Origin of the sequence: Ewingella americana, assembly GCF_006438725.1 — a bacterium.
Lineage (GTDB): Bacteria > Pseudomonadota > Gammaproteobacteria > Enterobacterales > Enterobacteriaceae > Ewingella > Ewingella americana_A.
The window spans coordinates 257,217-282,543 of record NZ_RCZD01000003.1; the positions used below are offsets into that span (position 1 = coordinate 257,217).

Here is a 25,327-nt window from a genome sequence, read left to right on the forward strand (position 1 = left end):
CTCGCCCATGAATAAGCACTTGTATCGCATTATTTTTAATCAAGCCCGCGGCCTGTTGATGGTTGTCGCTGAGATTGCCCGCTCCGGGCGCGAAAGCGGCCGCCGTGTGCGTCCGGGCCAAAAAACCGCGCTGCGCAGTTGTCGCCTTAGCCCACTGTCATGCGCGTTGCTGGCGGTATTCGGTTCGGTCACCGTGATCAACAGCGCGCAGGCGGATATCGTCGCAGACGCTCAGGCTGCAAAAGGCCAGCAGCCTAACGTGATGGTCAGTGCCAACGGCACGCCGCAGGTGAATATTCAGACCCCGAGCGATGCAGGTGTTTCCCGCAACAGCTATAGCCAGTTCGATGTTGACCAAAAAGGCGCGATCCTCAATAACTCGCATAGCAATACCTCGACCAGCCTGGGCGGCATGGTGCAGGGCAATCCGTGGCTGGCGAAAGGCGAAGCCCGGATCATTATTAACGAAGTCAACTCCCGTGACCCGAGCCAGCTCAATGGACATATCGAAGTGGCCGGGCAAAAGGCGCAGGTGGTGATCGCCAACCCTTCCGGGATCTCCTGCAACGGTTGCGGTTTCATCAATGCCAACCGCGCCACTCTGACGACCGGTCAGGTGCAGATGAATAACGGCCAGCTCACCGGTTTCGACGTCGACCGCGGCGAGATTGTGATTCAGGGCGCAGGCATGAACAGCCTTAAGCAGGATTACACCGACATCATTGCGCGCTCGGTGAAGATCAACGCAGAGATTGATGCCCAGGATTTAAACATCACCACCGGACGTAACCATGTTGATGCCGGTCATCAGCAAATAGACAAAAAATCATCCGACGGATCCACCCGGCCCCAGCTGGCGCTGGACGTGTCCCAACTCGGTGGTATGTATGCCAATAAAATACGTCTGATTGGCACTGAAGACGGCGTTGGCGTGCATAACGCCGGTAGTATCGGCGCACAGGCCGGGTCGCTGGTCGTGACCGCCGATGGCCATCTTGAAAACAGCGGCAAAATCAGCAGTAAAGGGGACATGGCGCTGACCTCGAATGCTGCCATCAATAACAGCGGGGAGATGTTGGCTGAAGGCAATGCCAGCCTGACGACCGCCGGTGACTTACACAACAGCGGCTCGATCACCTCGCGCCATCATCTGCAGACTCAAAGCGCCACGCTGAACAGCGAGCAGGGCAGCGTACTGGCGGCCGGCGTTCAGCAGGACGGCAAACTGGGCGGCAACGGTAACTTAACCCTCAATGCTTCCGGGCAACTGCGTGCGCAGGGGCAGAACCTGGCCTCGGGCGATATCATCGCTCGCAGTCAGGGTATGAATATCAGCCACAGCCAGACCGGTGCACAGAACATGGTGTTGGATGCTGGCCAAGGGGATTTACTGACCGGCAGCGGCGCGCAGGTAGAAGCGCAGCAGCAACTGACGGCTAACAGCCGTCAATGGCTCAACAATGATGGCGGCAAGCTGTCGGCTAACCAACTGATTATTAACGTGCACGACCTGTCTAACCAGCAGGGGGCGCTTGAGCAACTGGGTGGCGAGGCACTGCAACTCAACCCACAGGGCACGCTCAATAACCAGGGCGGTAGCATCGCCAGTAACGGCAAAGATCTCTCTATCAGTGCAGCGCGCATCAACAATCAGGGCGGCAAAATCATCCATGCCGCGCAGGGCAATCTGACGCTGACTGCCGACAGTCTGCAAGGTGAAAAAGGCCAAATTCTCTCCGCTGGCCATTTGATCGCCAATAGTGGCGAGACTTTGCTCGACGCTGGTGTGATGTCAGCGCAGCAAATCACCCTGCATGCGAACCGCTTATCCAACCGTGATGGGAAAATTCTGCAAACGGGCAGTGACCTGATGACGCTTGACGTTTTTGATGACATCAATAACCAGCAAGGGGTTCTGGCCGCGGGTGGCAGTATCCGTGTGGATGCTGCCAGCCTGAATAATCAGCTGGGTCAGGTCAGTTCACAGAACAACGGCTCACTGGATGTGCATGTGAACGACGTGCTGAACAACCAGCAGGGCTTCATCGGTGCAGGTGGCGATGCGACGCTCACTACCTCGACCTTTAACAATGTTAACGGCACGCTGGCCTGTGAAGGTGGATTGAGCCTGACTGGCGCGCAGATCACCAATCAACAGGGTTTAGTGCAGGCCGGGCAAAATCTGACTGTCGATACCCGAAACCAGATCTTCGACAACACCACGGGTACGGTAAGTGCAGGAAAAACGCTGACGCTGCTGACTGGCGCATTGCTCAATCAGGCCGGGCAGGTGCTGAGTGCCGGCGATTTACGGCTCAATACTCACGGGCAGAACCTCAATAACGCGCAGGGTAATATTGCAGCCGCCGGTGATGCGCAACTGGATATCGCCAGTTTGAACAACCGTGGCGGTCAGTTACAGGCGGCGGGTCATGCTGTGATCAATGCGTTCAATGGCCTGGTGGATAACACCACAGGTTTGATCCGCAGCGGCTCAACGGTGGGGGTTAATGCCGGGCAGATAATCAATCGTGATACCAAAGCGGATAACATGGGGCTGGAGGGGCAGTCGGTCAGTCTGAACAGTGACTTGCTCGACAACGCCGGTGGGGCATTACGCGCCAACGATCTGCTGGATATCACGACCGGCCAGTCGTTGAACAATACACAGGGGCTGCTCTCTTCCGGTGATGTACTGAATGTGCAAGGTGGAAACTCGCTGGTCTTCAGCAATACCGGCGGCACGCTGATCGCGGGTAAAAATCTGCAACTAATGGCCTCATCGCTCAGCGGTGACGGCAGCGTGCTCTCGCAGGATGGGATGACGCTGACTCTGCAACAGGCTTTCTTTAATCAGGGCGAGGTGATTGCCAATGGCAATATGAACCTTAACGTCAGCCAGGGGCTGGAGAACAGCCAGCTGATTAAAGCCGGTGGCGTGCTGAACCTGCACGCGGCCAGCCTTATCAACAACCAAAACGGGGAGATCAGCGCCGGGCAGAATCATCTGTTGATTGACAGCGACCTGACCAACCGTGGCCTGCTTGACGGCAGCCTGACGCATATTCAGTCCGCGACGCTGAACAATATTGGCAGCGGGCGCATTTATGGCGACCACATTGCGTTACAAACCGGGACGTTGAATAACCTTGCTGAAAACGGCACTGCAGCGACTATCGCGGCCCGTGACCGGCTGGACATCGGCGCGCAGACCCTCAATAACCTCGACCATGGGCTGATATTCAGCGCCGGTGACGTGGCGGTGGGCGGTCAGTTAACCGGCCAGTGGGTGGCAACCGGGCAAGCCGCGGTGTTGAACAATCACAGTGCAACGCTGGAGTCGACGGGCGGTATGGCTCTTAACATTTCGCAAATTAATAACGTCAATGACCACCTGGTCACACAAGACGTCGTCACCGAGCAGTCACAGCATCACGAAGCGGTACTAAAAGGCGCCACCACCCGCTATGACTGGGCCGACGTCGATACGTCGTCCAAAAATAAATATGGTGTGCACGACGCCAAAATGCCGGACGGCAGCGTCAACAATAATTTCTACGAATATAACTACCAGCGCACCATCACCGAGACGCAAATCAAAGAGAGCGATCCGGGGCAAATTATCGCCGGTGGCAACCTCATTATTAACAGTAACCAACTCAACAATGATGACAGCCGTATCATGGCCGGTGGCACGCTGGGCGGTGAACCAGGGGAAGTGCACAACGAAGCGACGAAAGGCAGCAAAGTCACTGTTGATGTCGGTAAACAGACGCGCTGGTATGCCAAAAAATCCGGCGGCGGTCTTGGGGGCAAGAAAACCTCACAGGGTAAAGATACCAGTAATTACCAGCCAACACCGGTAGTGCAGACCCTTGACCTGCAAGCGATGGTCTATCAGGGGAATACCCAGATTGACGGCAGTGGTGCGGTGGTCGGGAGGCGTGACACGTCGACACTCAGCCAGCAGGCGGGCAATGCGGGTGCGATTGACAGCAACACGGCGCAGCGCCCCATCACGCCGCCCGCCGGGCAGATTTTTGAGGTGGTTTCATCGGCCAGCGCGGCTGACACCGTGATCCGTATCAGCAGCCCGAACACCCGTCTGCCGGACAACAGCCTGTTCCAGCTGCACCCGGATTTCACCAGTCACTATCTGGTCGAGACCGACCCGCGCTTCACCAACCAAAAGCAGTGGCTCGGCAGCGACTATATGCAAAACGCCTTCACCCAGAGTTCGGACAGCGTGCTCAAGCGGCTCGGCGACGGCTATTACGAGCAGCGTCTGATCCGCGAGCAGGTCGTTAGTCTGACCGGGCAGCGTTATCTGGCCGGTTATGACAACGATACCGATCAGTACAAAGCGCTGATGGATGCAGGGATCGCCTTCGGCAAAAACTATACCCTGACGCTGGGCGTGGCGCTGACGCCGGCCCAGATGGCACTGCTGACCAGCGATATGGTGTGGCTGGTCAAACAGGACGTCACGCTGCCTGACGGCTCAGTGCAAAGCGTGCTGGTGCCGCAGGTCTATGCGCGGGTGAAACAGGGCGATCTCGAGGGCAGCGGCGCCTTACTGGCGGGCAACAATGTCGCGCTGAAAACAACCCATGATCTGACCAACAGCGGTGCGATCCTGGGCCGTGAAGTCACTCAGATCAGCGCCGACACCCTGACCAACAGCGGCTTTATTGGCGGTAACCGCGTCAGCCTCAATGCGCGTATTGATATCAATAACCTTGGCGGAACGTTGCAGGGCGGCGACAGCCTGGTGGCGATCGCCGGGCGCGATATCAACAGCAGCAGTACCCTGCGCGGCAGCGATGACAACCGTTATCTTGACCGCCCGGCGGGGATTTATGTGCAAAACGAGGGCGGCACCCTTGGCCTGCAGGCGCTGAATAACATCAACCTGACGGCAACCCAGGTCAGCAATATCGGCACTGACAGCCAGACGCAGATCATTGCCGGCAACGATCTGAACCTGAACACCCTGAGCACCACTCACACCGAGAACGGTGACTGGGACAAAAACAATTATCGTCATCTGACGCAGCAGGAAGATGTCGGGTCGCAGATCAACGGCGGCGGCAGCGTGGCGCTGAGCGCGGGGCATGACCTGAACGCCAGGGCGGCGTCGGTGACGGCGAAAGACGCGCTGACGGCGGTGGCGGGCAATGACATCAACCTGACCAGCGGCGACTCGGCTTATCATCTGACCGAACACAGCAAGCAGACCAGCAAGGGCATGTTGTCCGGCAAGACGGTGGAGACGCACGACGAGGTGCAAAACCAGCGCGCGCTGGGCAGTAACATCAGCGGTGACAGCGTGACGATGCAGGCCGGGCATAATCTGTCCGTAAGCGGCAGCAGCGTGGCGGGGACGAATAACGTCAGCCTGGCGGCAGGGAATGACCTTAGCCTCACCGCCGCCGATCAGTCACGGCAGGAGACGCATCAGTATCAGGAGAAAAAGACCGGGCTGTCGGGTACTGGCGGTATCGGGGTCAGCTACGGCAGCAACAGCCTGAAAACCACCGACGACGGCAAATCTCTGACCAGCGCGGGCAGCACGGTGGGCAGCACACAGGGCAACGTGACGCTGAATGCGGGCAATACCCTGACGGTAAAAGGCTCGGACGTGCTGGCAGGAAAAGACATCAACCTGACGGCCAAAGAAGTCAATATTCTGGCGGCAGACAACCAGAGCGTGCAGACCCATACCGTGGAACAAAAACAGAGCGGGCTGACGCTGGCGCTGTCGGGCGCGGTAGGCAGTGCGATAAGTACGGCGGTATCGAGCGCCAACGACGCCAGCACGGCGAGCAGCGGGCGTCTGGCGGCGCTGGACGGCATGAAGTCGGCCCTCGGCGGCGTGCAGGCGTATCAGGGTTACCAGCTCGGTCAGGCGGAAGGCCAAGACGCGGAGAGCCTGTTTGGGCTGAACCTGTCCTACGGCAGCCAGTCGTCGAAATCCGAGCAAAAACAGACCTCGAACCAGAGCCAGGGCAGCACGCTGACGGCGGGCAACAACCTGAACATTCACGCCACCGACACGGACATCAACGTGCAGGGCAGCCAGCTGCAGGCGGGCAAGGACATCGGGCTGATAGCTAACCGCGACGTGAATCTGTGGTCGGGCGTCAACACCTCGGTGCTGGACGGCAGCAACGAAAGCCACGGCAGCTCGGTGGGCGTGGGCCTGAACTTCGGGCAGGGTAAAAAGGGCCTGACGATTAACGTCAGCGGCAACAAAGGCAAAGGCTCGGAAAGCGGCAACGGGGTTACGCATACCGAGACCACGGTCAACGCGGGTAACAATCTGAACATCGTCAGCGGGCGCGACACCACCTTAACCGGCGCACAGGTGAGCGGTGACAAAGTGACGATGGACGTCGGCCGTAACCTGACGTTGGCCAGCGAGCAGGACAGCGACAACTATGATTCGAAACAACAGAATATTAGCGGAGGCGCCAGCGTCGGGTTCGGTTCGGGTAGTGCCTCAGTGAACCTGAGTCAGGACAAAATGCACAGCACCTACGACTCGGTGATTGAACAAACCGGCGTATTTGCAGGCAAGGGCGGCTTTGACATCACCGTAGGCGAACATACTCAGCTGAACGGCGCGGTGATAGGTTCGACCGCCACGGCGGATAAAAACCGCCTCGACACCGGCACGCTGGGCTTTAGTGACATTGAGAACAAGGCCGACTATAGCGTCGAGCACCAGAGCGTGGGCATCAGCACCGGTGGCAATATCGGCGGGCAGTTCGTGGGCAACATGGCCAACACGCTGTTGGTCGGGGTGAACGGCAACGGCAGCGACAGCTCAACCACGAAATCAGCGGTGTCAGACGGCAGTATTATCATCCGCGATAAAGACAACCAGAAACAGGACGTGGTAGATCTGAGCCGCGACGTCGAGCACGCCAACCAGACGCTATCGCCGATCTTTGACAAAGAGCGGGAGCAACAGAGGTTGCAGGAAGCGCAGAAGATAGGGGAGATTGGTGCGCAGGTGATGGATATCGGCCGCACGCAGGGGAAAATCGAGGCGACCAACGCGGCGAACGAGAAGATGCAGAACGTGACGGACGCGGACCGTGCGGCGGCGAAAACCGCATGGGAAAAAGCCAACCCGGGCAAACCAATCACGGATAAGAACATCAACGACCAGGTTTATCAGACCGCCTACGACAAAGCCTTCACCGACTCCGGTTACGGCACCGGCGGCAAGTTCCAGATGGCCGCGCAGGCAGCGACGGCGGCGATACAGGGGCTGGCGGGCGGTGACTTGGCGAAGGCTATCGCGGGCGGTAGTGCGCCGTATCTGGCGAACATTATTGCCAAAACGACGGAAGACGGTCCTGAGCGTCTGATGGCCCATGCGGTGGTTAACGCAGTATTAGCGAGTGTACAAGGTAACAGCGCCATCGCGGGTGCCGCAGGTGCCGTGACCGCCGAAGTGATGGCGGGTATTGCGAAGGATATGTACGGTAAGCCAGTCAGCGAGCTGTCAGAAGAGCAGAAACAGACCATCAGCGCGTTAAGTACGTTAGCGGCCGGACTTGCAGGCGGATTGACGGGAGACAGCTCGGCGGATGCTGTAGCGGGTGCGCAGGCAGGGAAGACGACGGTTGAGAATAACTCTTTGGCGGGAGATAAGGCCCGGGAGTCGGTTAAAGAAAGTAAAGAAGCCACCAAAGCACTAATTCGTGAGGCTATGGGTGAAAATCTGGCATCTCAGCTCACCAATGGCCTGGTGAACTTTGTTGGTGATACCGGCGATCTGGGTATGGCCGGTGGTGATCTGGTCCTTGATGCGGCGATGGCCTTAGTCAGTTGTGCCACAAGGGATAGTTACTGTGATACGGCGACAAGCGATTTAGCGAAGAAAGACGCCGTTGCCGCAGGTATGTTGAATGCCATAATGAATGGTGATGCATGGGAAGGTATCAAAGCCACGGCAGTAAAAGCAGCGCAGGGAGATCAACGAGCGCTGGAGAATGTGGCGGGTATCCTGACGGGAATAGTGGTGCCGTCAAGTAAAATACCGTTTGCTGGGAAAAGCGGCGCTGTAACGGAACAAGCAGCGAAGTCGACTGGCTCATTGGCCGATTATGTAAAAGATAATATCGCTCTAAGCGAGAAAGCTCGTGGGTCGTCTAATTTTGCGATTCATTCTGCAAAATCTGATCAATTGCAGTGGGGGTACGCCGCAGATGAATGGAGTATGACAACCTTACCAGCAGGCAGTAAAGTCTACGGGGGCATACCTGGGCAGTCTGCGTATTATACGACAGAGCAAACGTTGCTAAATGCTAATTTTGGCCGGGAGTCACTGTTTCAAAGTTTGCAGGTTTCACCTCACCCTGAGTTCGGTTATCGGCCGCAAATGGGCGTGTATGAAGTGACCAATCCTATAACCATTCCGTCGGGTATCGTGTGGAAAAACCCCTTGTTAGGGCCTGGCGGAGGAACACAGTTCTTTATCAAAGATTACAATAACAATCTGAAATTAATAGATAAGATTGATTTAGGAAAATGAAATGTTCAAATCCCCACATATAAGCCACGCAGTAACCATCGCGACAGAAGCTGGTTACATGGTTAAGGAAGTCTCTAATGGCTGGTCTAAAGTAGATCAGGTTGTTCATATGTCTGGCAACTTAACCGCTGATGTTCGTCAGTCCATCGAAAAAGAAGAACCTTCGCTAAGGTATTGGTCAACTGACAGAACACCACATAATCCGGCTGAAGAGGGCTTTACCTGTGATGAGTACAAAGTTGCGATGTCATTCTCTAAAAGCTAATTAATCTGATAAACAAAAGAACCCCGGCCTTCGCCGGGGTTCCTGCTTCTACACCCTTAAAATCCCGTCCCTCCGTCGCTGGATAATGATGATCCCCGGCGTGGTGGCGGCATCCACATGTCCGGCCTCGGTAATGCCAATATCCGTCAGCCAGTCGCCGCCAATAACCAGGTGGCCATCGTCACGGACCCAGTCAGCGCACAGTGTTGGGTTATGCTGGCTGGCTTCACAGAGTCCTTCCCATGTGGCGTTATCGTTGACCACGGTGACATACAAAACAGGGGGCTTGTGTTGCAGGACGAACCTTGTTCCCGGCGTAAAGCCGTTGCGGGCTAAGGTGTTACCGGTGAAGGTCAGTTCCGGGATCGACTCTTTGATAAACGTCAGTTCCATCTGTTGGCGCTCCCTTACTGGTCCTTTGCGGCGCGAATAATCAGACAGCCGTTCTCAGCCGTAATACTCACCGGCTGGCCGGTGGTAAAGCCCAGCTGTTCCAGCCACTTACCTTTAATCGTCAGTTGCGGGCTGGGGTTGGGCCTGCCGCCGTTGGGGCGGTAACGGCAACAGCGCATTAGCGGGTGCGTCCGGTGCTGCAATGGGTGAATTTATCGCTCAGCAGCTTTATCCTAATATCAAACGTGAAGATTTAACCGAAGAGCAGCGACAGACCATCTCCTCGCTGTCGACGCTGGCGGCGGGCCTTGCGGGCGGGTTGACGGGAGACAGCTCGGCGGATGCAGTTGCGGGAGCGCAGGCGGGTAAAACGGCGGCGGAAAACAATAACCTTGCAATCTTGCGTACCGGTGCAGCTGCTTGTGCCGAGATAGCCGTTTGTAGCAAAGCGGTTATAGATCTTGGGCTTGGTGCTCTTATCGGTGTTGGTGTTGCCACATCGGCGATGGAAGATCTCTCTGGGGCGCAGAAAACCAACGTTATGTTGGCTGCGATGTCAGGCGATCAGAACTTGATCGACAATCTTTCCCCGAGCGAGCGTGAAGCTTATGAGGAATGGAAGGGAAATCAAGGCCTGATCACTGTGTTCCCAACGGGAGAGAAAGATCCAACCGGTGGTAAGCTTGAAAACCCGATCCCAGACCAGAATAAGGGAACATCGCTGGTTACGCCGGATCAGAGTGGTGGGCAGGGCGCGAGCAATACCGGTAATACTGATGGGTCGGTCAGCACTGGCGGGAGTAGCACCAGTACACCGATTGCAGAGCAGAACCCGGATGACTTGGCTTATACATCAGAGAATAGTAAATATGTTTCTAGCCCCAAATATGCCGCTGGAGGCTGGGGAACCCCAAAGGATTTAAGTGATTCGAAGGCCCAAGAGGTATTAAATAACTCCATTCAAGGCGGTAAGCAAAAATATGGAGTTAGCGATGGTAAAATTTATGAATTCCAACCAGATAATGTTGGTGGATGGCATGGTTATCCGGTGCCAGGGACAGAAGCACCACCTAAAGTATTACGTGAGTTCCTTGCTAGAGGTGATATTAGCAAAGCTGAATATAATAAAATGATTAAAGGTAAATAGTAATGAATAAGCTGAATATCATTTTGCTTGAATCTGCGTCACTACAAGAGCCACAATTTGTTGAAATATCAATAGATTGCAATGGAGATCTGCGTCCTTTGTTTACTGGGCGAGTTGATTTGCCAGCATTTACTGAATGGTTTATAGAAAATGAGGATGCAATACGAAAATCTGACTTCCCAGTAGATAATTTAACTCAAGATTCTTTAGCAAAAAAAACACATTGTTTTTACGAGAGTGTGAACGTAGATGACGATGATCTTATTGATGCAATGTTTGATTATCGAGCATCCCATTGTCTTAGGTTTGCTTGCCGTGGGGTTGATTTTCCTGAGATTTATATTGGGAAATTAGGAAGTGAGCATGAAATTTCCTTATTTACTCAGAATGAACACTGGCGGTATTTTTTTGATATTGATGATTTTTTTTGCAAATTGAAATGCTGAAAAATCCCGGCTGAATGCCGGGATTTTACCTTATAGCCTCAGCCGCTCACCTCAGCTCTGATCACCAAACACCCGTTCTCAGCCGTAATACTCACCGGCTGGCCGGTGGTAAATCCCAGCTGTTCCAGCCACTTACCTTTAATCGTCAGCTGTGGGCTGGGGTTGGGCCTGCCGCCGTTGGGGCGGTAACCGACGGTGTAACGGCTGGCTTGGAGAAAGCCGCAACTGTTCTTTAACATTGCCAGGGCGCAGGGCAAGATAGCGGAAGAAAAAGCGCTGAAAGATCCGAACGCGATCCAGGCAGCGAAAGGTAAACGTTCTGAAAAACATGCACAATGCTCTTAAGGGTAAGTAATGACAAATTTAATAAATGATTATGTAGGCGTATTTACTCAGCGATCAGAGCATATAAAAAATGCGGTTAATCGATGTGTAGAATATTGGTTGCCTGAACAGGCACCGCTGATCCTACTATTTACCACTATAGGTAAGGCACTTGTAAAGCAGCTTGATGCGCTTAGCGATGATGAGAAAACGTTACTATTCCAACATATTGAAGATGGCATGCTTTCAAATGAAGATGAATTAGCCACCGCCGTAGCGACTGGTTTAGTGGAATCTCTAGTGGCTGCATCAGATAGCAATGATGAGTTATGGAGAGATATCGAGCAGTACCTAGGAAGTGAATCGAATAAACATGCTATTGCTTGGAAAAACTTCGGACAATAAATAAAAATCCCGACCCAGTCTCCGGGATCTTACTTTATTGCCTCAGACGTTCAGCTCCGACGTGATAACCAGACACCTATTATCCGCTCGGCTGACCGGTGGTAAACCCCAACTGTTCCAGCCACTCGTCATCTGCGGGCTGGGGTTCGGCCTGCCGCCGTTGGGCTATATCCTTCTACGGCCCGCTTCCCATGACTGTAACCACCTGAACATCGTCAGCGGCCGCGACACTAACTGATGTTATCTCATCGAGTGGGCGTGGATTACGTTATGATGCGCAAGGCAAACTGATAGGTTTCTTGGAACCACCAAAATCATGAATAAACTAACTGCACAAATCGCAAGTCTACCCGACAGAGAAAATGTCGTTTATGAGATCTACTTTGGTACTGACCAAGTTGCAGAGATATCAAATGAGCCAGGGGATGGACTTCGTATAGAGTTTTTTACCTGCCCCAATGGAGGACGCTGGAACTTTGATTTTAATGAGTTCTTCTCCCTGATAGTTAAAACTGAAACTAATATCTGTTAAATTAATCCCGCCTTTTTCAGCGGGATTTTACGTTATACGTCAGTGAATTACGCTTCAGCCGCCAGCCGGGTGATCAGCTGTCCCGGTTGTGTGATCACCTCAAGCTTCTGCCCCGTGGTAAAACTGAGCTGTCCGAGCCAGCGGCGCTTGAGGGTGCTCTGCGGATACGGATCGGGCTGTCCGTGATTAGGGCGGTAACCCACAATAGTCTGGCGTGCTTGGGGTGTGGCGGGTTCTGACTTATGATGTTGCTCAGCCATAATAACTACTCCTAACTAGTTGTTGTGGTTAGCGGTTAAGACAGGTTGCCGCCTGTCTTAACCGCGCTCAGTGATCTGTTTAGCCTGGTACTTCAAAATCATCCCATCCATGCAAAGTCAAAAGCCCGGCCAACTGATTTTGGGCCAAGGGCAGGCCAACATTAGAAACCCAGTCAGGTAAGAATATGATTAAATTTAGATATGATGAGTGATGATATATGACTGAAAAATTAGTGAATATTGTTTGCGAAAAACATAGCTTACAGCATGACAAATTAGCCGATTTTAGATATTTTTCTGGAACTCTTGAGTTAGTTTTAACCTCAAGTCATGCAGATAAAACTAACAAAATTCGTGTTGTATTTGACTGGATACATTCTTTTCGTGTCACTGATGAAGGTGACTTGTTAAAAATACAAGATGAACTGAATGGCCAGATGTTGAAAGGGATTTACACAGTCGAAGGATCTCATTATTTAACATGGTTTAATGAGCAAAGTGGCAATATTCATGAAGGCGGCTCTATCGCCCATTATCTCATCGTTACAGGTGAGGATGTTATTGATGTTCTGTCTTCAGTGAGTCCAATAATAGTATCTTGCTGATGAATAACAATCCCGGCCAAGTCGCCGGGATTTTACTTTAGAGCCTCAGCCGCCAACCTCGCCATGATAACCAAACACCCGTTCTCAGCCGTAATACTCACCGTGGGTTCTGGACCCGTGGGTTTAATGGTTATAGGCGGTGCTCAACGCTGAACGACCTGATTACCCTGGCGTTTTCGGCAAGCTTGCGTAATCGGGATTTTGACAATTACAAAAATGGCATTACTCAGTGAGTGCAGTGTTTAACTTAGGGAACAGTTCAATGCCTTTACAGAAGTAGAGGCATTTTTCGTCATGATAATACTGGACTTAACGGTGAGCGGTGCCAGAGTATGCTCTCGCATTATCGGGTTTCAGACCAGGGGAACTATATAGCGGACTCACCTTCATAAGCCTTTCTGAACAACTCAATGACTTGTTCTTGAGTTGCCTTACGGGGGTTGGTAAGTTGACAAACATCCTTTTTAGCATTTTCTGCCATAACAGCAAAGTCCTCGGGTTTAACACCCAGACTTTTCAGGTCGCGGGGAATACCAACTTGTTTACTTAACCTTTGGATGGCATTGATTGCTTTAATCGCAGCCTCATCAGTTGAAAGGCCGGTTATATTTTCGCCCATGGCTTCAGCAATATCCTTGAAGCGATTAAGATTACTCATTAAGTTAAATGATTGAACGTAAGGCAGCAGGATTGCATTGCATACACCGTGCGGTAAATTATAGAATCCGCCCAGTTGGTGGGCCATCGCATGCACATAGCCTAAAGAGGCATTATTAAATGCAATACCGGCCAGATATTGTGCGTAAGCCATATTGCTTCTGGCTTTCATATATTCACCATTGGCAACAGCCTTAGGTAAATATTGAGTTATCATCTTAATTGCTTTTAATGCCGCGGCATCAGTGAGCGGATTTGCCATGGTTGATACATAAGCTTCGATGGCATGAGTCAGCGCATCCATGCCTGTTGCCGCAGTTAATGAAGGCGGCATGCCAACCATTAAATCAGGATCATTAATCGAAATTTGTGGTGTGACGCGCCAGTCAATAATAGCCATCTTAACTTTACGTTCAGTATCTGTAATAATACAGAAACGGGTGATCTCAGATGCCGTGCCTGCTGTAGTGTTAATCGCCATTAATGGGATCATGTCATTAATGGATTTATCCACGCCTTCAAAATCCTTAATATTGCCACCATTAGAGGCAATAAGGCCAATGCCTTTGGCACAGTCGTGTGATGATCCACCGCCAAGGGAAACTATGGCATTACAATTATTTTGAAGATATGCCTGAATACCGTCAGCAACATTTCTATCCGTTGGGTTAGGTTCTGCACCGCAGAAAATATGTGTGTCAATTCCAGCCTTTTTGAAAATTTCAGCAACCTGATCAGCCATACCACTTTGACCAAGAAATTTATCTGTAACAATCAATACCTTTTCAGCTTTTAATGTCTTTGCCAGCTCGCCAGCTTCTTGTACGCTGCCTTCCCCAAAAATATTTCTTGTTGGTAAGAAATAATAAGTCGACATATTTCCCCTCTCTTTTTTGAATGTTGAAGACGTGCAAACATATATCTCAGTCATAGATAATAAAAAGGGCGGGATTTTCCTCGAAAAATAAACGTAAGTTTATAATATCCCACCTTTATTTAATGATATGCACGGGGGATAATATATGAAAAATGTATAATAGTTGTGAAATGACTCACAAAAAGTAAGGTTTATCGCATGGAAGTGATAAGGATATTAAAATTTTTATTTTTCTGACAATACTGTGATCTGAGTTACATACCAATAGTCTTATTTGGTCTGTTGTCGTCTTTTATTATGTTCTTAAGGTATAAGAATATTTATCTGGGAGCTGGCTTATTACGGATTTTAAAATCCACGGACTTATAGAGGAGGAGCAAGATGAAAAGCCTCCTCAAAATCTATCTCAAGATTAAGCAGCGTATTTTTTAACCCTGCGGCAGTGGTTAGTTTATCCGTGGCGATTGAAACCTATTTGTATTTATTACTATGGAAAACAGTCAGCAGTAACCCCGGCCAGGGCCGGGTTTATTATGTCTACACTTTTAAAATCCCGTCCGCCCGCCGCCGGATAATGATGATCCCCGGTGCGATGGCGGCATCAACATGATCCGCCTGAGTGATACCAAGGTTTGTCAGCCAGTCGCCGCCAATCACCAATTGCCCATCGTCATCTACCCAGTCAGCACCCAGCATAGGGTTGTGTTGGCTGGTTTCGCAGTAGGTATCCCATGTGGTGTTATCGTTAACCACCACGATATACAAAATAGGGTGTTTGTGTTGCAGGGCGACCCTCATGCCCGCCGTAAAGCCGTTGCGGGCTAAGGCGCTGCCGGTGAAGGTCAGCTCCGGGATAGGCTCTTGGGTAAAGCGTAGTTCCATCTGTGGCACTTCCTTAATGGTTCGATACTTTTAACAAATTCCGTACAATTATTATAATATAAAGGAAAAATGATTTATTGTTTAATTAATAATAGGGAGAAAGTGTTTAAAGGATAGATGTAGCAGAAAGTTGCATGCAGGTGATTGATGTCAATGTTAAATTTTTTTCTTGTCGTCGGGAGTAACAACGCCGTTTGAGCTGTCATTTCCCATTAAGAAGTGTCAGCGTGAGCGTTATTCCATATAAGTGGCTGTCATTGAAAAATAGCGTTTAGTGTCGGGGTAGTAGAGCGCATCAGAATATCTCGACGCATGGGGATATTATGACGGTTCACCGCTCAGCGATAGTTTGCAAGGCTGTTCTGTCAATGGTTTGAATGGCGGTTTTTTTATCGTTTCTGATTATTAATATCATGAAGGCGTGGAGAGGCTTCTATTCGTTTGTGTTATCCCATTTTTCCTATCCATAGATAAAGCCGGGCCTTCATTTTAACCGTGGTGTTATTTTTTCTTTCACCTTAGCGATCCCTTTGTGCCAGGCCTGGGTCCTTTTCTGACCGACCCTAGTTCACAATCTCAATTTTTATCACCCGTGAATCCCCGCGCCCGTGGTCGTCAACGGCCCTGATTTTATATTGTCCATTATTTTCAGGCTGCCATTGGATCGCCGCTTTGCTGGCGCTGCTGCCGAGATAAATATCATCAACAAACCAGTACAGGGTTTTGCTGTCGGCATCGGTAGTGGCGTTGAACACAATACTGTCGCGACCCTGCTGTGACTGACGCAGTGTATATGTGGTGTTGCGCAGCGGTGAGGTGATACGCGGCGGGTTACCGCTGACTGCCGGGCCGTCATTTTTACAGCGTCCTGCGCCTGGCGGCGAGCGTTTTGGTAACCCGGCCTGAGCGAAAACGTTGGCAAGATCAGAAGGCCAAAACTCGAACACCTCGGTGCGGGTTTCGCCTGCGGCATAAGGTGGGCAGGCCGCGTTGCCTGTCTGGGTGTCCATCACTACCGGACGGTAAATGGTATCCACCTTGATGGGCGATTTACCTGGAATAAACCAGGTTTTGCCGATCTGCTGACACCAAGGGGTTGGGAGGTCACCGCTGGCGAGGCAAATATCGATCCGTTTTAGTTGTTTCGGCCATGGGTGTTTCGGCTCACTCAGCGTCGGGTAGTTAGCCTGTACGCTGTCGATGATATTGAAGAACAACGGCGCGGCGGCATCGGCACCGACAAACGCACCATTGCCTTTACTGTCGAAGTTCCCCTCCCAGACGACCAGTACGTAAGGGCCAAAAATCCCGGCGGTCCAGGCATCACGAAACCCCCATGACGTGCCGGTTTTCCAGTACACCGGCAGGGCCGTCGGCCTTTGTGCCAGCGTATCGCCGGGGCGTCGATGCTGACGCAGCATGTCGAGGGTGATAAAGCTGGCTTCTTCGCTGAGCAGGCGTACCGGCGCAGGGGACGGGTCGCTTTTTTGCAGCCGCAGTGGTTTAAGTTCCCCACGGTTCGCCAGCAGGGCGTACAGTTTTGCCAGCTCCTGCACGGTGACTTCGCCGCCGCCGAGCACCAGCGACAGGCCGTAATGGTTTTCACTGGCCATATTGGCGACGCCAGACAGGCGCATAAACTGATACAGCGTCGGCTCGCGCAGTCGCGATGCCACATAAACGGCGGGAATATTGCGGCTGAAGTTCAGCGCATCGGTAGCGGTCACCGGGCCAAGAAAACGCCGGTCGAAGTTCTCCGGCGCGTAGGCCCCGAAGGTTGAGGGGACGTCTTTGAGAATGGTCATCGGGTGCAGCACGCCCTGTTCCAGCCCCAACGCATAAATAAAGGGTTTGAGAGTCGAACCGGGCGAGCGTTTGGCGCGCGTACCGTTCACCTGACCCTGAATGTCACGGTTGTAATAATCAGCAGAACCAACCAGCGCCCGCACCCCCATATCCCGCGTATCCACCAGCAGTGCTGCCGCATTGTGAATGCCACGGCTGGCGTTACGGGTGATAAAAGCATCGATCTGTTTCTCCACCAGCCGTTGCAGACCGGCATCCAGTTCGGTATCGACGCGGTTATCGGTGCGCTGTAGGGGCGGGTGGTCCTGGCGGATCTGCTCGATAAAATGTGGCGCAATGTAGGGCATCTGCTCCGGCTGGCGCAGGCTTAGCGGCAGCTTAAACAGCGCGATCTGGCTGCTGTCGGTCGGGTAACGCTGTTGCCAGCGGGCAAACAGCCGGTTACGCGCGGTATTGAGCGCGCTGCCGAGCACGCCGGTGCGGGTATCTATCCGAAAGCTGGGCGACTGCGGCAATACCGCCAGCGTCAGTGCTTCCGGCAGGGTCAGATCCTGCGGCGCTTTGCCGAAATAGATCAGGCTGGCCGCGCCGATGCTCTCAATGTTGCGGCCATACGGGGTGTAGTTGAGATAGGCCTCGAGAATATCGTGTTTGGAATAGCTCAGTTCGAGCTGCACGGCGCGGACAATCTGCCACAGCTTGCCCGACGGCGTGCGGGTATTGAGATGCCAGTGCATACGCGCCAGCTGCATGGTCAGCGTCGAGCCACCCTGCAACTTGGCACCGCGAATATAGCTGCGCCAGAAACCGCGCAGCAGGCTTACCGGATTAAAGCCCGGATGATAATAAAACCAGCTGTCTTCATGCAGTTGAATGCCGTTGACCACCCGTGGAGAAATCTGCTCAAGGGGCGTCCAGGTCCGGTAACGTTCGTCATTAGCCAGCGTTATGCGCAGCAAAACCCCATTGCGATCGTAATAAGTGCTGGAAAACGGCAGTCCCTGAGACAGCGGCGGGTGCGGCCACAGGCGAAAGCCGATGACCACCAAAGCCAGCAAAAAAACGGCCATCAGGCCGTTTTGTAAGAGACGTTTTAGCGAAGAGGCGTTCAGCATGAGCTATTTTTTAGCGTCAGCCGGAACCACCACAATGTTGCCCGTACCGACAGACAACGCCTGGATCTCACGGTCGTACATCGCTTCACCGAAGGCTGGCGGGATCACGAAGCTGCCGGTATTGGTGGATTTGATCTGATAGACAAACTCCTGCACCTCGGTGCTGGCGCTGCCGTAGATGATCACCCGATCGTCACGCACATCGCTGTAGTCTGGCTGCCAGGTTGAACCGTTTGCGGCGATTGGCGAACGCCAGACGTTATCGGCCGGCGCTTCGCTGTCAGCACTTTCACTTTCCGGCTCAGGCGCGGCCTGCTGCACGACCTCGAAACCTCCCGGCAGCAAATCAACAATCGCCAGATTATTCAGCCCTTCTTTGGCATTGGCGCGGATTTTCAGATGCACGTTGATCTTCTCACCCAGCGTCACCTGGGTCACCGGTTTGCCCTGATCATCCGTGTAGTCGCGGGTGATTTCCAGACCACGCGAAATGGCTTTCTGCGGTGCCTGTACGTCATAACCCGACTGCGTGACTACATACCAGGCCGGCGCATCGTTGGGGTTGCTGAACTGAACCGCCTGCGTATCGGCGCTGAAACTGCCCTGCGCAAACAGACCCTGCAGGGTAGAAATCACGTCCGGCTGTATGGCTTTGTCTTGGCTGATGGCCGTGATACTCAGTTCCCCGGCGTTGGTCTGCTGGGCAATCTGGCTGGAATAGCTGTCCAGCGCCAGAATGCTCATGGCTGAAGAGTAAGTGGTGTAGCGCTCTTCTTTGAGCGAACGCACGATGTTCTCCAGTACCTGTGGCGGGATGGACTTCGCTTTCTCCGGGAAATGACGGGTGATGAGGTACAGACGGGTGGCGTCCTGCACCAGCGGATCGAAGTAGTTCTGCGACCACCATGCGGTGTTGTAGGCCTTGCTCAGTTCATTCCAGCTGGGTTGCAACAGTTTGTTGGCTTCATCATCCATCTTCAGCAACCGGTAAGAGGAGGCCAGGTAGAGTGCGCTGAGGTCGGTCTGCCAACGGGTGGCGTACCCTTTTTGCAGGCTGTCCTGTACGGATGCCAGCGAGTTGGTGGTCACTTCACCCTGTAACGTCAGCAGATAAACCGCAAAGGCGCGCAGACGCAGGTGATACAGGTCGTCATAGTGACTGGCGGCCAGCTCCCGCAGCGCCGCGTTGGCATCTTCCAGCATACCGGCCGGCAGGGTGTAACCGGCAGATTTTGCCAGCAGCATATATTGCACGACGTACGGCGTGATGAACGGATCGGCGACCGGTGAGGACTGCCATAGGCCAATCGCGCCATTGTCATTTTGCCGTGAGCGTAGGGTGCGCAGCATCGTATTGAGCTGCGTGTTGACCGCCATCTGGGTCTGTTTACCTTTCATCTCCGGGTACTTACTTTGCAGGATCAGCGGAATAGAGCGGCTGACAATCTGCTCAGAGCAGTAGTACGGATAATCTTCCAGATACTGTGCCAGTCCGCTGGTCAACACCAGCGGCGAGTTCGACACGCGGGCATCGCGTTTGGCATAGGCATCAAACATAGTGCGCAGATGATCGACAGTCTGCTCTTTACCGCTCATACGGCCCATTATCGACTGGGTGCGGAACGGCATGGCCGGTCGCACCGACGTGCTGATGGTGCGGCGGCTGCGCTTGTCCGCGTAAGTGGCGTCAAACACCAGTGGCGCATCACCCAGTTCGGCTTTGGCTCGCAGGCGGAAAGTCAGGTTGCCTTCGCGCTTGGCGGCAAGCTGTAACGACTGTTTGGCATTGCCGACCACCTCGAGCTGCGGCGGCGGAGTCAGATTTACGCTGATGTCTGCCGGCTGCTCACCCAGGCCTTCAAGGTTGTTGCTCACGCCGACGCTGACATCAAACTCGTCGCCTGGTGCCACCATCGACGGCACGTTCGGCGTCATGATGAAGTTGTCGCGCACCGTGGTGCCGGTTTGTGCGGTACCGATTTTGTCCGGTGTGACGGAAATCGCCATCACGCGGATTTTACCGTTGAAGTAGTCCGGTACCGGATAGTTAAACTGCGCGTGGCCGTTGACCAACTGAATACCTGACCAGAATGCGACCGGTTTGTCGTGTTTGCGTTTGAACGGGTTGAGATGCAGATCCAGTCCTTCACCGGCGTCACCGCCCGGCGCTGAGGTCAGTGACATCAGTTTGCTAAATTCCGGCAAAATCAGATCCAGGATCTGCGCGCTTTGCACGTTCAGTTCACGCTTGCGGAAGAAGTACTCCAGCGGATCTTTCAACTTATAGCGCGCCACCTGCAAAATGCCTTCATCCACGGCAAACACCACCACGTTTTGTGGCGAATCGGTATTTACGGTAATTGGCAGCACCTGCCCCGGTTTAATCACCTCCGGCGTGGTCAGTTGCAGCCCGGCTTTGCGCGCACTGGTGCTGATTTTAAACGGCATCACGCCGTAGCTCAGCGGGCTCATGAAGATCTCGTCGGAATTAACGTCACGCACGAACTGGACGTTGAGGTACCCGTTGCCTTCCATATTGGCCGGCACGCGGATCTTCTGTACTGAACTGGTGGTGTCGGTTTTGAACCACTGCCAACTGTAGACTTTGTCTTTCTCAATGGTAATCAGGCCACTGCCGGTATAGGGCGCGTTGATCGAGATTTCGATCTCTTCGCCCGGCTGGTATTCACCCTGATTCAGTTTGAGTTTCAGTTCGGCATTGCGGTCGAGTGAACGACTGAGGTTGGCGTTGCCCGCCACGCTGTAGGAGACGCGGTTCAGCACCTGGCCCTGCGCGGTTTTTATCACCAATACGTAATCACCCGGCTGGCGGGTTTCCAGCAGCAGGTCTTGACCGGCGGCGGCAATCGACAGCGGCTGGTCGGAGATCGGCACTTCACGCATTTTCGACTGGTATTTATAAACGCCGGAGTCCTGTTTGGTCAGTACCGAAATGTATTTCTGTTCGATAAGTGACAGCGTGAGGTCGGGCAGGGCAATTTTCTCCAGTGACGGGTTGATTGCAATCAGGCTGAGATGACGTTCCGCCCCTTTATTGATGTAACCCAAATCACCGTCGGCTTTGACCCCGACCAGATAATCATACGGCGACACCAGCACGCGGGCGGTGGCGGCGACAGAACGGCCGCTGCCTGCGGTAAAGGCTTCTGACAGCAGTTGCAATTGATAAGTGGCGTCAGCATAGGACTTCAGATCCAGCGGGATCGCCGCCTGACCATTGACGTCGGTGGTCTGATCCTGCAACTCGGTTTCAAAGCCGTCGTTGTTGGTGCGGTTCTCGTAGAACAGGTAATCCGGGAACTGATCGAAGCTCGGGTACATCGGGCGCAGCGTCAGTTTGGACGTTACGCGGCGCTCCTGCGCTGGTGTACCAAACAGGTTCTGTACGTCGATATTGGCCTTCAGCTCGGAAGGTTTAACCCAGCCTTGCTTGCGGTCTGGCGTCAGATTGAGTTTGACTTTCAGCTGATCGGGTTCGAACTCTTTAACATTCACCGCCACGTGGCCAAGCAGGGTAGAGGCGTCTTTATCTTTGCCGATAAGGTACAGATAGACGTTCCACTCGCCGGTGGGTGAACTTTCGCTGGTGGTGTAACTCAGTTCGTTAAAGCCGCTGGCGTTGAGGGTCAACGGTTGAGTACTCATCAGGGTATCGCGTGGGTCATGGATTTCCGCACGCACCGGCACGCCCGCCAGGCTGTTGCCCCAAACGGCTGTGCGGGTGATGAGGCCAATATTAAAGGTGTCGCCGGGGCGGTAAACGCCACGGTCGGAGAACAGATAACTGTTCAGAGTGCGCGGGTCGGAAGGGGTTTCTTCGCCGCTGATATCAAAGCGCGACAGATCCAGACCCCGGTCATTGTATTCACCCGTCGGCAGGAAGGAGACGTCGCCCTCTTTTTCCACCAGGAACATCACCGGCTGGCGTTCGTTTTTATACACATCGAGCGCCGGGAAACGCGCATGGCCATCGGCATCGGTAGCCTGAGAAAGCAGCGCCACGCCGTTTTTACCGATGACTGACACTTGGGCACCGGCGACCGGCAGACCGGAATGCACGGATTGCACGAATACATCGCGGGTTTTGTCCTGCGAACGCTTACTGATGATGCCCAGATCGGTGATGACCACGAAACGTGAGTCGCCGACGCTGGCCTCGCTTTCATCATCGCCACTTTCACTGCTGTATTGATCGTCCTGCGCGGCGGCGTCGGTTTTGGCCTCTTTCTTAGCCGGATCCCATGGGGTCAGGGTCAGCAGGAACACGCCACGGCGGGCGTTCGGGTTATCCGACAGGTAGCGAGACAAATCGATGCCCTGATAGCTGACTTCACCCGGTTTCTCATTGTTCACCGCGCTGGTGTATTCGAAGTGCTCGGTGAAATATTCGTCACCCAGACGGTTAAACTGCGCCGAGGAGTAGTCGCTGCTTTTGAACGACACGATGTGCTGCAACTGACTTGGGATCACCCGTTTGATGTCCAGTTTCAGGCCCGGCACGTTACGCGCCGCCACGCTGATTTGTTTCTCTCCGTTCATCGACAGCAGCGAACCCTGCGACATAAAGCTCAGGGACGTCGGGTAGTCCGGCACGGTGATCAACTGATAACGTTTCTCCGGCATTTTGTAGCCGCCAAACGAGGTCATTGAATTGGTCACTTCAATCAGCATGTAGCGGTTGGCGGGCGCATCAAACTTGAAGCTGAACTGTGGCTGGTATTCCTGCTCGGCATCGTTGAGCGTCAGTTTTACCGGCGTGGACTGCTTGATAATGCCGGTGTCGACTTCTGACATATCCCACGGATAGATGGCGTTCTGGTCATCGTCATTATTGTCGCTGTTTTTCGGATTCTTTTGTGGCAGCAGCCAGGCTTTCACCGCGCTGCCGATCTCTTTATCTTTGACCGCGTCGCTCAGGGAGACCATCAGGGCGCGCTCACCTTTATTGTCGCTGGCGTCAACGACCGTGGCACTGATGTCTTTCACCGTCAGGCTGTAGAGCGTTGGCACCGCCACCCAGTTGTTTTTCTTCGCGGCCGTTGGCTGCGACGGGGCAGTAGATTTCACACCTTCGCCAATCGCCAGATGCACCGAACCGCCGTGATCCAGCGCCTGAATGGCTTCGGAATGTACCCAGGCGTTAAGTTTTTTCTCGTCATAGACCAGCGAGTAATTGAGCTTTTTCTCCGGCGCTTCTTTGCCTTCAATCAGCCCCAACGAAATCTGTTTTTCAAAACTGGCGACGTCCACCGGTGCATTAAATTGCACGCGGAAAATCGCGCTGCGTTTTTTAGCATCCTGCGGGTCCTGATAGTACTCAGCCTGACTCAACTGATAATCAAAAGAGGGCACGCTGACGTCATAATCGGTCTGGGTGATTTTGCTCTGCGGGGCCAGCAGTTTGGCCGGATCGAGTTTGATTTTGTAGGTCGCGCCCATCGGCAGCGGCGCTTTTGGGGTAAACACCAGCGTGGAGGCATTGCGCCACTGCCACTGGCCATCAACGGCCGGTGAGAGGCTGATGCCCTGATCGACGTTTTTACCCACCAGAGTGATCGGCGCCACTGAATTTCTGAAGTTCAGGGCAATTTCCTGCGGCAGGCGGCTGTTAGTGTTGTAGTTAATCAGCTGCGGCCCGGAAACCCGCAGCGTGGTTTCCTGATAGACCAGTGGCGCCGGTTCAATCGGTTGCGGGCGGTTGAGCCAGACGTGATAACCGTAAAATCCCCCCACGGCCAGCAGTACCAATAACAGCACCGCAGCGCCGACTGATTTTGGATGGCGTTCCACGCCGTGTTCCAAACGGCCAAAACCACTTTTCACGCCCCGGACGCTTTTTACTGCCCAGCCTGGCGCACGCCATTCAATATTGCCTACCACCGGGCGGAAAATTCGTCCGATCAACCAGAAAAATTTGCACACAACCCAGCATAGCCCTTTGATCAGGGTAAAGGGCAGGCGAAGCAAAAACCGTAATAAATCCATTATTTGAACCTTTTCCTGTCATTAAGGATCGGAGTCACTGCGCGGCACGAATGTATCTCCGGTAATAAAAACGTTCACCGGGCTGGCAGTCGGGGGGCGGTATTTGTAAGGAATGGTAAGTAAAAGCGTTAAAAAAAGCGAATATTTAACCGGCTTTTAACTCATTTCTTACCGGCAAAGGACGGCTGACCTCTCCGGCGTCACTCACTTTTAACGGCAGATAGCCCGGGTTAAAAACGGCGCGCCACACGGAGTCAATCACCAAATATGACGAAATTTCCGCTACCCTGTAAACACTGTAACCTGCTGTCAGCTATTATTCCCCTGCGGTAGTGACTCATACATTACGTTGAAAGGATAGGGATATGTTAAATAAAATCATTGGCTTATCGCTGTTTTTATTGTGTTTTTCCTCTACGGTTCTCGCCGGAGACGGCGGTGCGGGAGGACAAGGTGGCAAGGGAGGATATAACCTGTTTTCATCGGGTAATCAAAATGGCGGAGACGGGCGCTCCGGGCACGATGGTAAGCCAGGTATGAACGGCTGCCCCGGCGGCACCAAACCCTCTTCCGATGGAAAGTTTTATCTCCCCGGCAGCAAACAGCAATGTAACCCCGCCCATGCCAGCAGAAAAAAACAGTCAGTGAATTTTAGTTAATTGGGTGTTGTGCGAGCCCACTACGGTGAGATGTTCCTGCGCTGCATCGGCTCGGCATTCTGTGAAGGATAATATGGGGAAGGGCGGCCTGACTCAGGGCCGCCGGCTCGCAGGTTGTGGAGTTAAATATTGAGCTACCTGAGCGACTCGAGATGCATCAGGAACTTACTCAGCATCACCGACATTCCACCCACGTTAAACAGCAGTGCCACCCAGAGTAAGATCATCAAAAAAACGACAATTTCCGCTATCCTGTAAAACACGCACTTTCCCTCGTTGTTCACAATCCCCGAACCTTAACCTAAATTTCAGAGAGTGCCAAATGTGCAAAGGAGCCGGCTTGGTCTTGATCCACATTTATTGTGGAACGTAAAAAACCAGATAAAGAATATTAGGAAAA

16 protein-coding genes are annotated in these 25,327 nt (G+C 53.2%); 8 read left to right on the forward strand and 8 right to left on the reverse strand.

Going from position 1 to position 25,327, the window contains the following annotated elements; genetic code table 11:
• Positions 1 to 7 precede the first annotated feature (7 nt).
• Together EAH77_RS07085 and EAH77_RS07090 are read left to right on the forward strand one after the other, a co-directional pair.
• Entirely contained in the window at positions 8 to 8,548 is an 8,541-nt protein-coding gene (locus tag EAH77_RS07085) for a hemagglutinin repeat-containing protein (protein ID WP_140471118.1), read from the forward strand.
• A 1-nt stretch (position 8,549) separates the two neighbouring features.
• On the forward strand, positions 8,550 to 8,813 hold the full coding sequence (locus EAH77_RS07090) for a hypothetical protein (RefSeq protein ID WP_140471120.1): 264 nt from the start codon (positions 8,550 to 8,552) through the stop codon (positions 8,811 to 8,813).
• 48 nt (positions 8,814 to 8,861) lie between these two features.
• Here EAH77_RS07090 and EAH77_RS07095 read toward each other — a convergent pair whose 3' ends face one another.
• Both EAH77_RS07095 and EAH77_RS07100 read right to left on the reverse strand, forming a co-directional pair.
• Positions 8,862 to 9,206 (reverse strand): hypothetical protein, encoded by a 345-nt coding sequence (locus tag EAH77_RS07095; RefSeq protein ID WP_140471122.1) that lies wholly within the window; start codon positions 9,204 to 9,206, stop codon positions 8,862 to 8,864.
• A 14-nt stretch (positions 9,207 to 9,220) separates the two neighbouring features.
• On the reverse strand, positions 9,221 to 9,385 hold the full coding sequence (locus EAH77_RS07100) for a SymE family type I addiction module toxin (protein ID WP_140471124.1): 165 nt from the start codon (positions 9,383 to 9,385) through the stop codon (positions 9,221 to 9,223).
• 23 nt (positions 9,386 to 9,408) lie between these two features.
• Here EAH77_RS07100 and EAH77_RS25490 point away from each other — a divergent pair, with 23 nt between their 5' ends.
• The gene (locus tag EAH77_RS25490) at positions 9,409 to 10,353 is read left to right on the forward strand and encodes a VENN motif pre-toxin domain-containing protein (RefSeq protein ID WP_140471126.1); all 945 of its coding nucleotides are present in this window, start codon (positions 9,409 to 9,411) and stop codon (positions 10,351 to 10,353) included.
• Positions 10,354 to 10,355: 2 nt separating this feature from the next.
• Positions 10,356 to 10,799 carry a hypothetical protein gene (locus tag EAH77_RS07110; RefSeq protein WP_140471128.1) on the forward strand — a complete coding sequence of 148 codons (444 nt, stop codon included), beginning with the start codon at positions 10,356 to 10,358 and terminating at the stop codon, positions 10,797 to 10,799.
• 38 nt (positions 10,800 to 10,837) lie between these two features.
• Here EAH77_RS07110 and EAH77_RS07115 read toward each other — a convergent pair whose 3' ends face one another.
• Positions 10,838 to 11,038, reverse strand: coding sequence for a SymE family type I addiction module toxin (locus tag EAH77_RS07115; RefSeq protein ID WP_140471130.1), 201 nt, complete (start codon positions 11,036 to 11,038; stop codon positions 10,838 to 10,840).
• A 115-nt stretch (positions 11,039 to 11,153) separates the two neighbouring features.
• Here EAH77_RS07115 and EAH77_RS07120 point away from each other — a divergent pair, with 115 nt between their 5' ends.
• Positions 11,154 to 11,528, forward strand: a complete 375-nt coding sequence (locus tag EAH77_RS07120; RefSeq protein ID WP_140471132.1) for a DUF7674 family protein — start codon at positions 11,154 to 11,156, stop codon at positions 11,526 to 11,528.
• Positions 11,529 to 11,844: 316 nt separating this feature from the next.
• Entirely contained in the window at positions 11,845 to 12,060 is a 216-nt protein-coding gene (locus EAH77_RS07125) for a hypothetical protein (RefSeq protein WP_140471133.1), read from the forward strand.
• A gap of 47 nt (positions 12,061 to 12,107) precedes the next feature.
• Here EAH77_RS07125 and EAH77_RS07130 read toward each other — a convergent pair whose 3' ends face one another.
• A complete protein-coding gene (locus tag EAH77_RS07130) occupies positions 12,108 to 12,320 on the reverse strand; it encodes a SymE family type I addiction module toxin (RefSeq protein WP_140471135.1) in 213 nt (70 codons plus the stop codon).
• Positions 12,321 to 12,538: 218 nt separating this feature from the next.
• Between EAH77_RS07130 and EAH77_RS07135 the strand changes: the two genes are divergently transcribed.
• Entirely contained in the window at positions 12,539 to 12,925 is a 387-nt protein-coding gene (locus tag EAH77_RS07135) for a hypothetical protein (RefSeq protein WP_140471137.1), read from the forward strand.
• A gap of 367 nt (positions 12,926 to 13,292) precedes the next feature.
• Here EAH77_RS07135 and EAH77_RS07140 read toward each other — a convergent pair whose 3' ends face one another.
• From EAH77_RS07140 to EAH77_RS07155, 4 genes are all read right to left on the reverse strand, one after another.
• Entirely contained in the window at positions 13,293 to 14,459 is a 1,167-nt protein-coding gene (locus EAH77_RS07140) for an iron-containing alcohol dehydrogenase (protein WP_140471139.1), read from the reverse strand.
• Between the two features lie 537 nt (positions 14,460 to 14,996).
• Complete coding sequence (locus EAH77_RS25230) at positions 14,997 to 15,341, reverse strand: hypothetical protein (protein WP_140471141.1); 345 nt, start codon at positions 15,339 to 15,341, stop codon at positions 14,997 to 14,999.
• Positions 15,342 to 15,904: 563 nt separating this feature from the next.
• Positions 15,905 to 18,262, reverse strand: coding sequence for a penicillin-binding protein 1C (pbpC, locus tag EAH77_RS07150; protein ID WP_140471143.1), 2,358 nt, complete (start codon positions 18,260 to 18,262; stop codon positions 15,905 to 15,907).
• 3 nt (positions 18,263 to 18,265) lie between these two features.
• Entirely contained in the window at positions 18,266 to 24,268 is a 6,003-nt protein-coding gene (locus tag EAH77_RS07155; RefSeq protein WP_140471145.1) for an alpha-2-macroglobulin family protein, read from the reverse strand.
• Between the two features lie 365 nt (positions 24,269 to 24,633).
• Here EAH77_RS07155 and EAH77_RS25235 point away from each other — a divergent pair, with 365 nt between their 5' ends.
• Entirely contained in the window at positions 24,634 to 24,927 is a 294-nt protein-coding gene (locus EAH77_RS25235) for a hypothetical protein (RefSeq protein ID WP_140471147.1), read from the forward strand.
• The last annotated feature ends 400 nt before the right edge of the window (positions 24,928 to 25,327 follow it).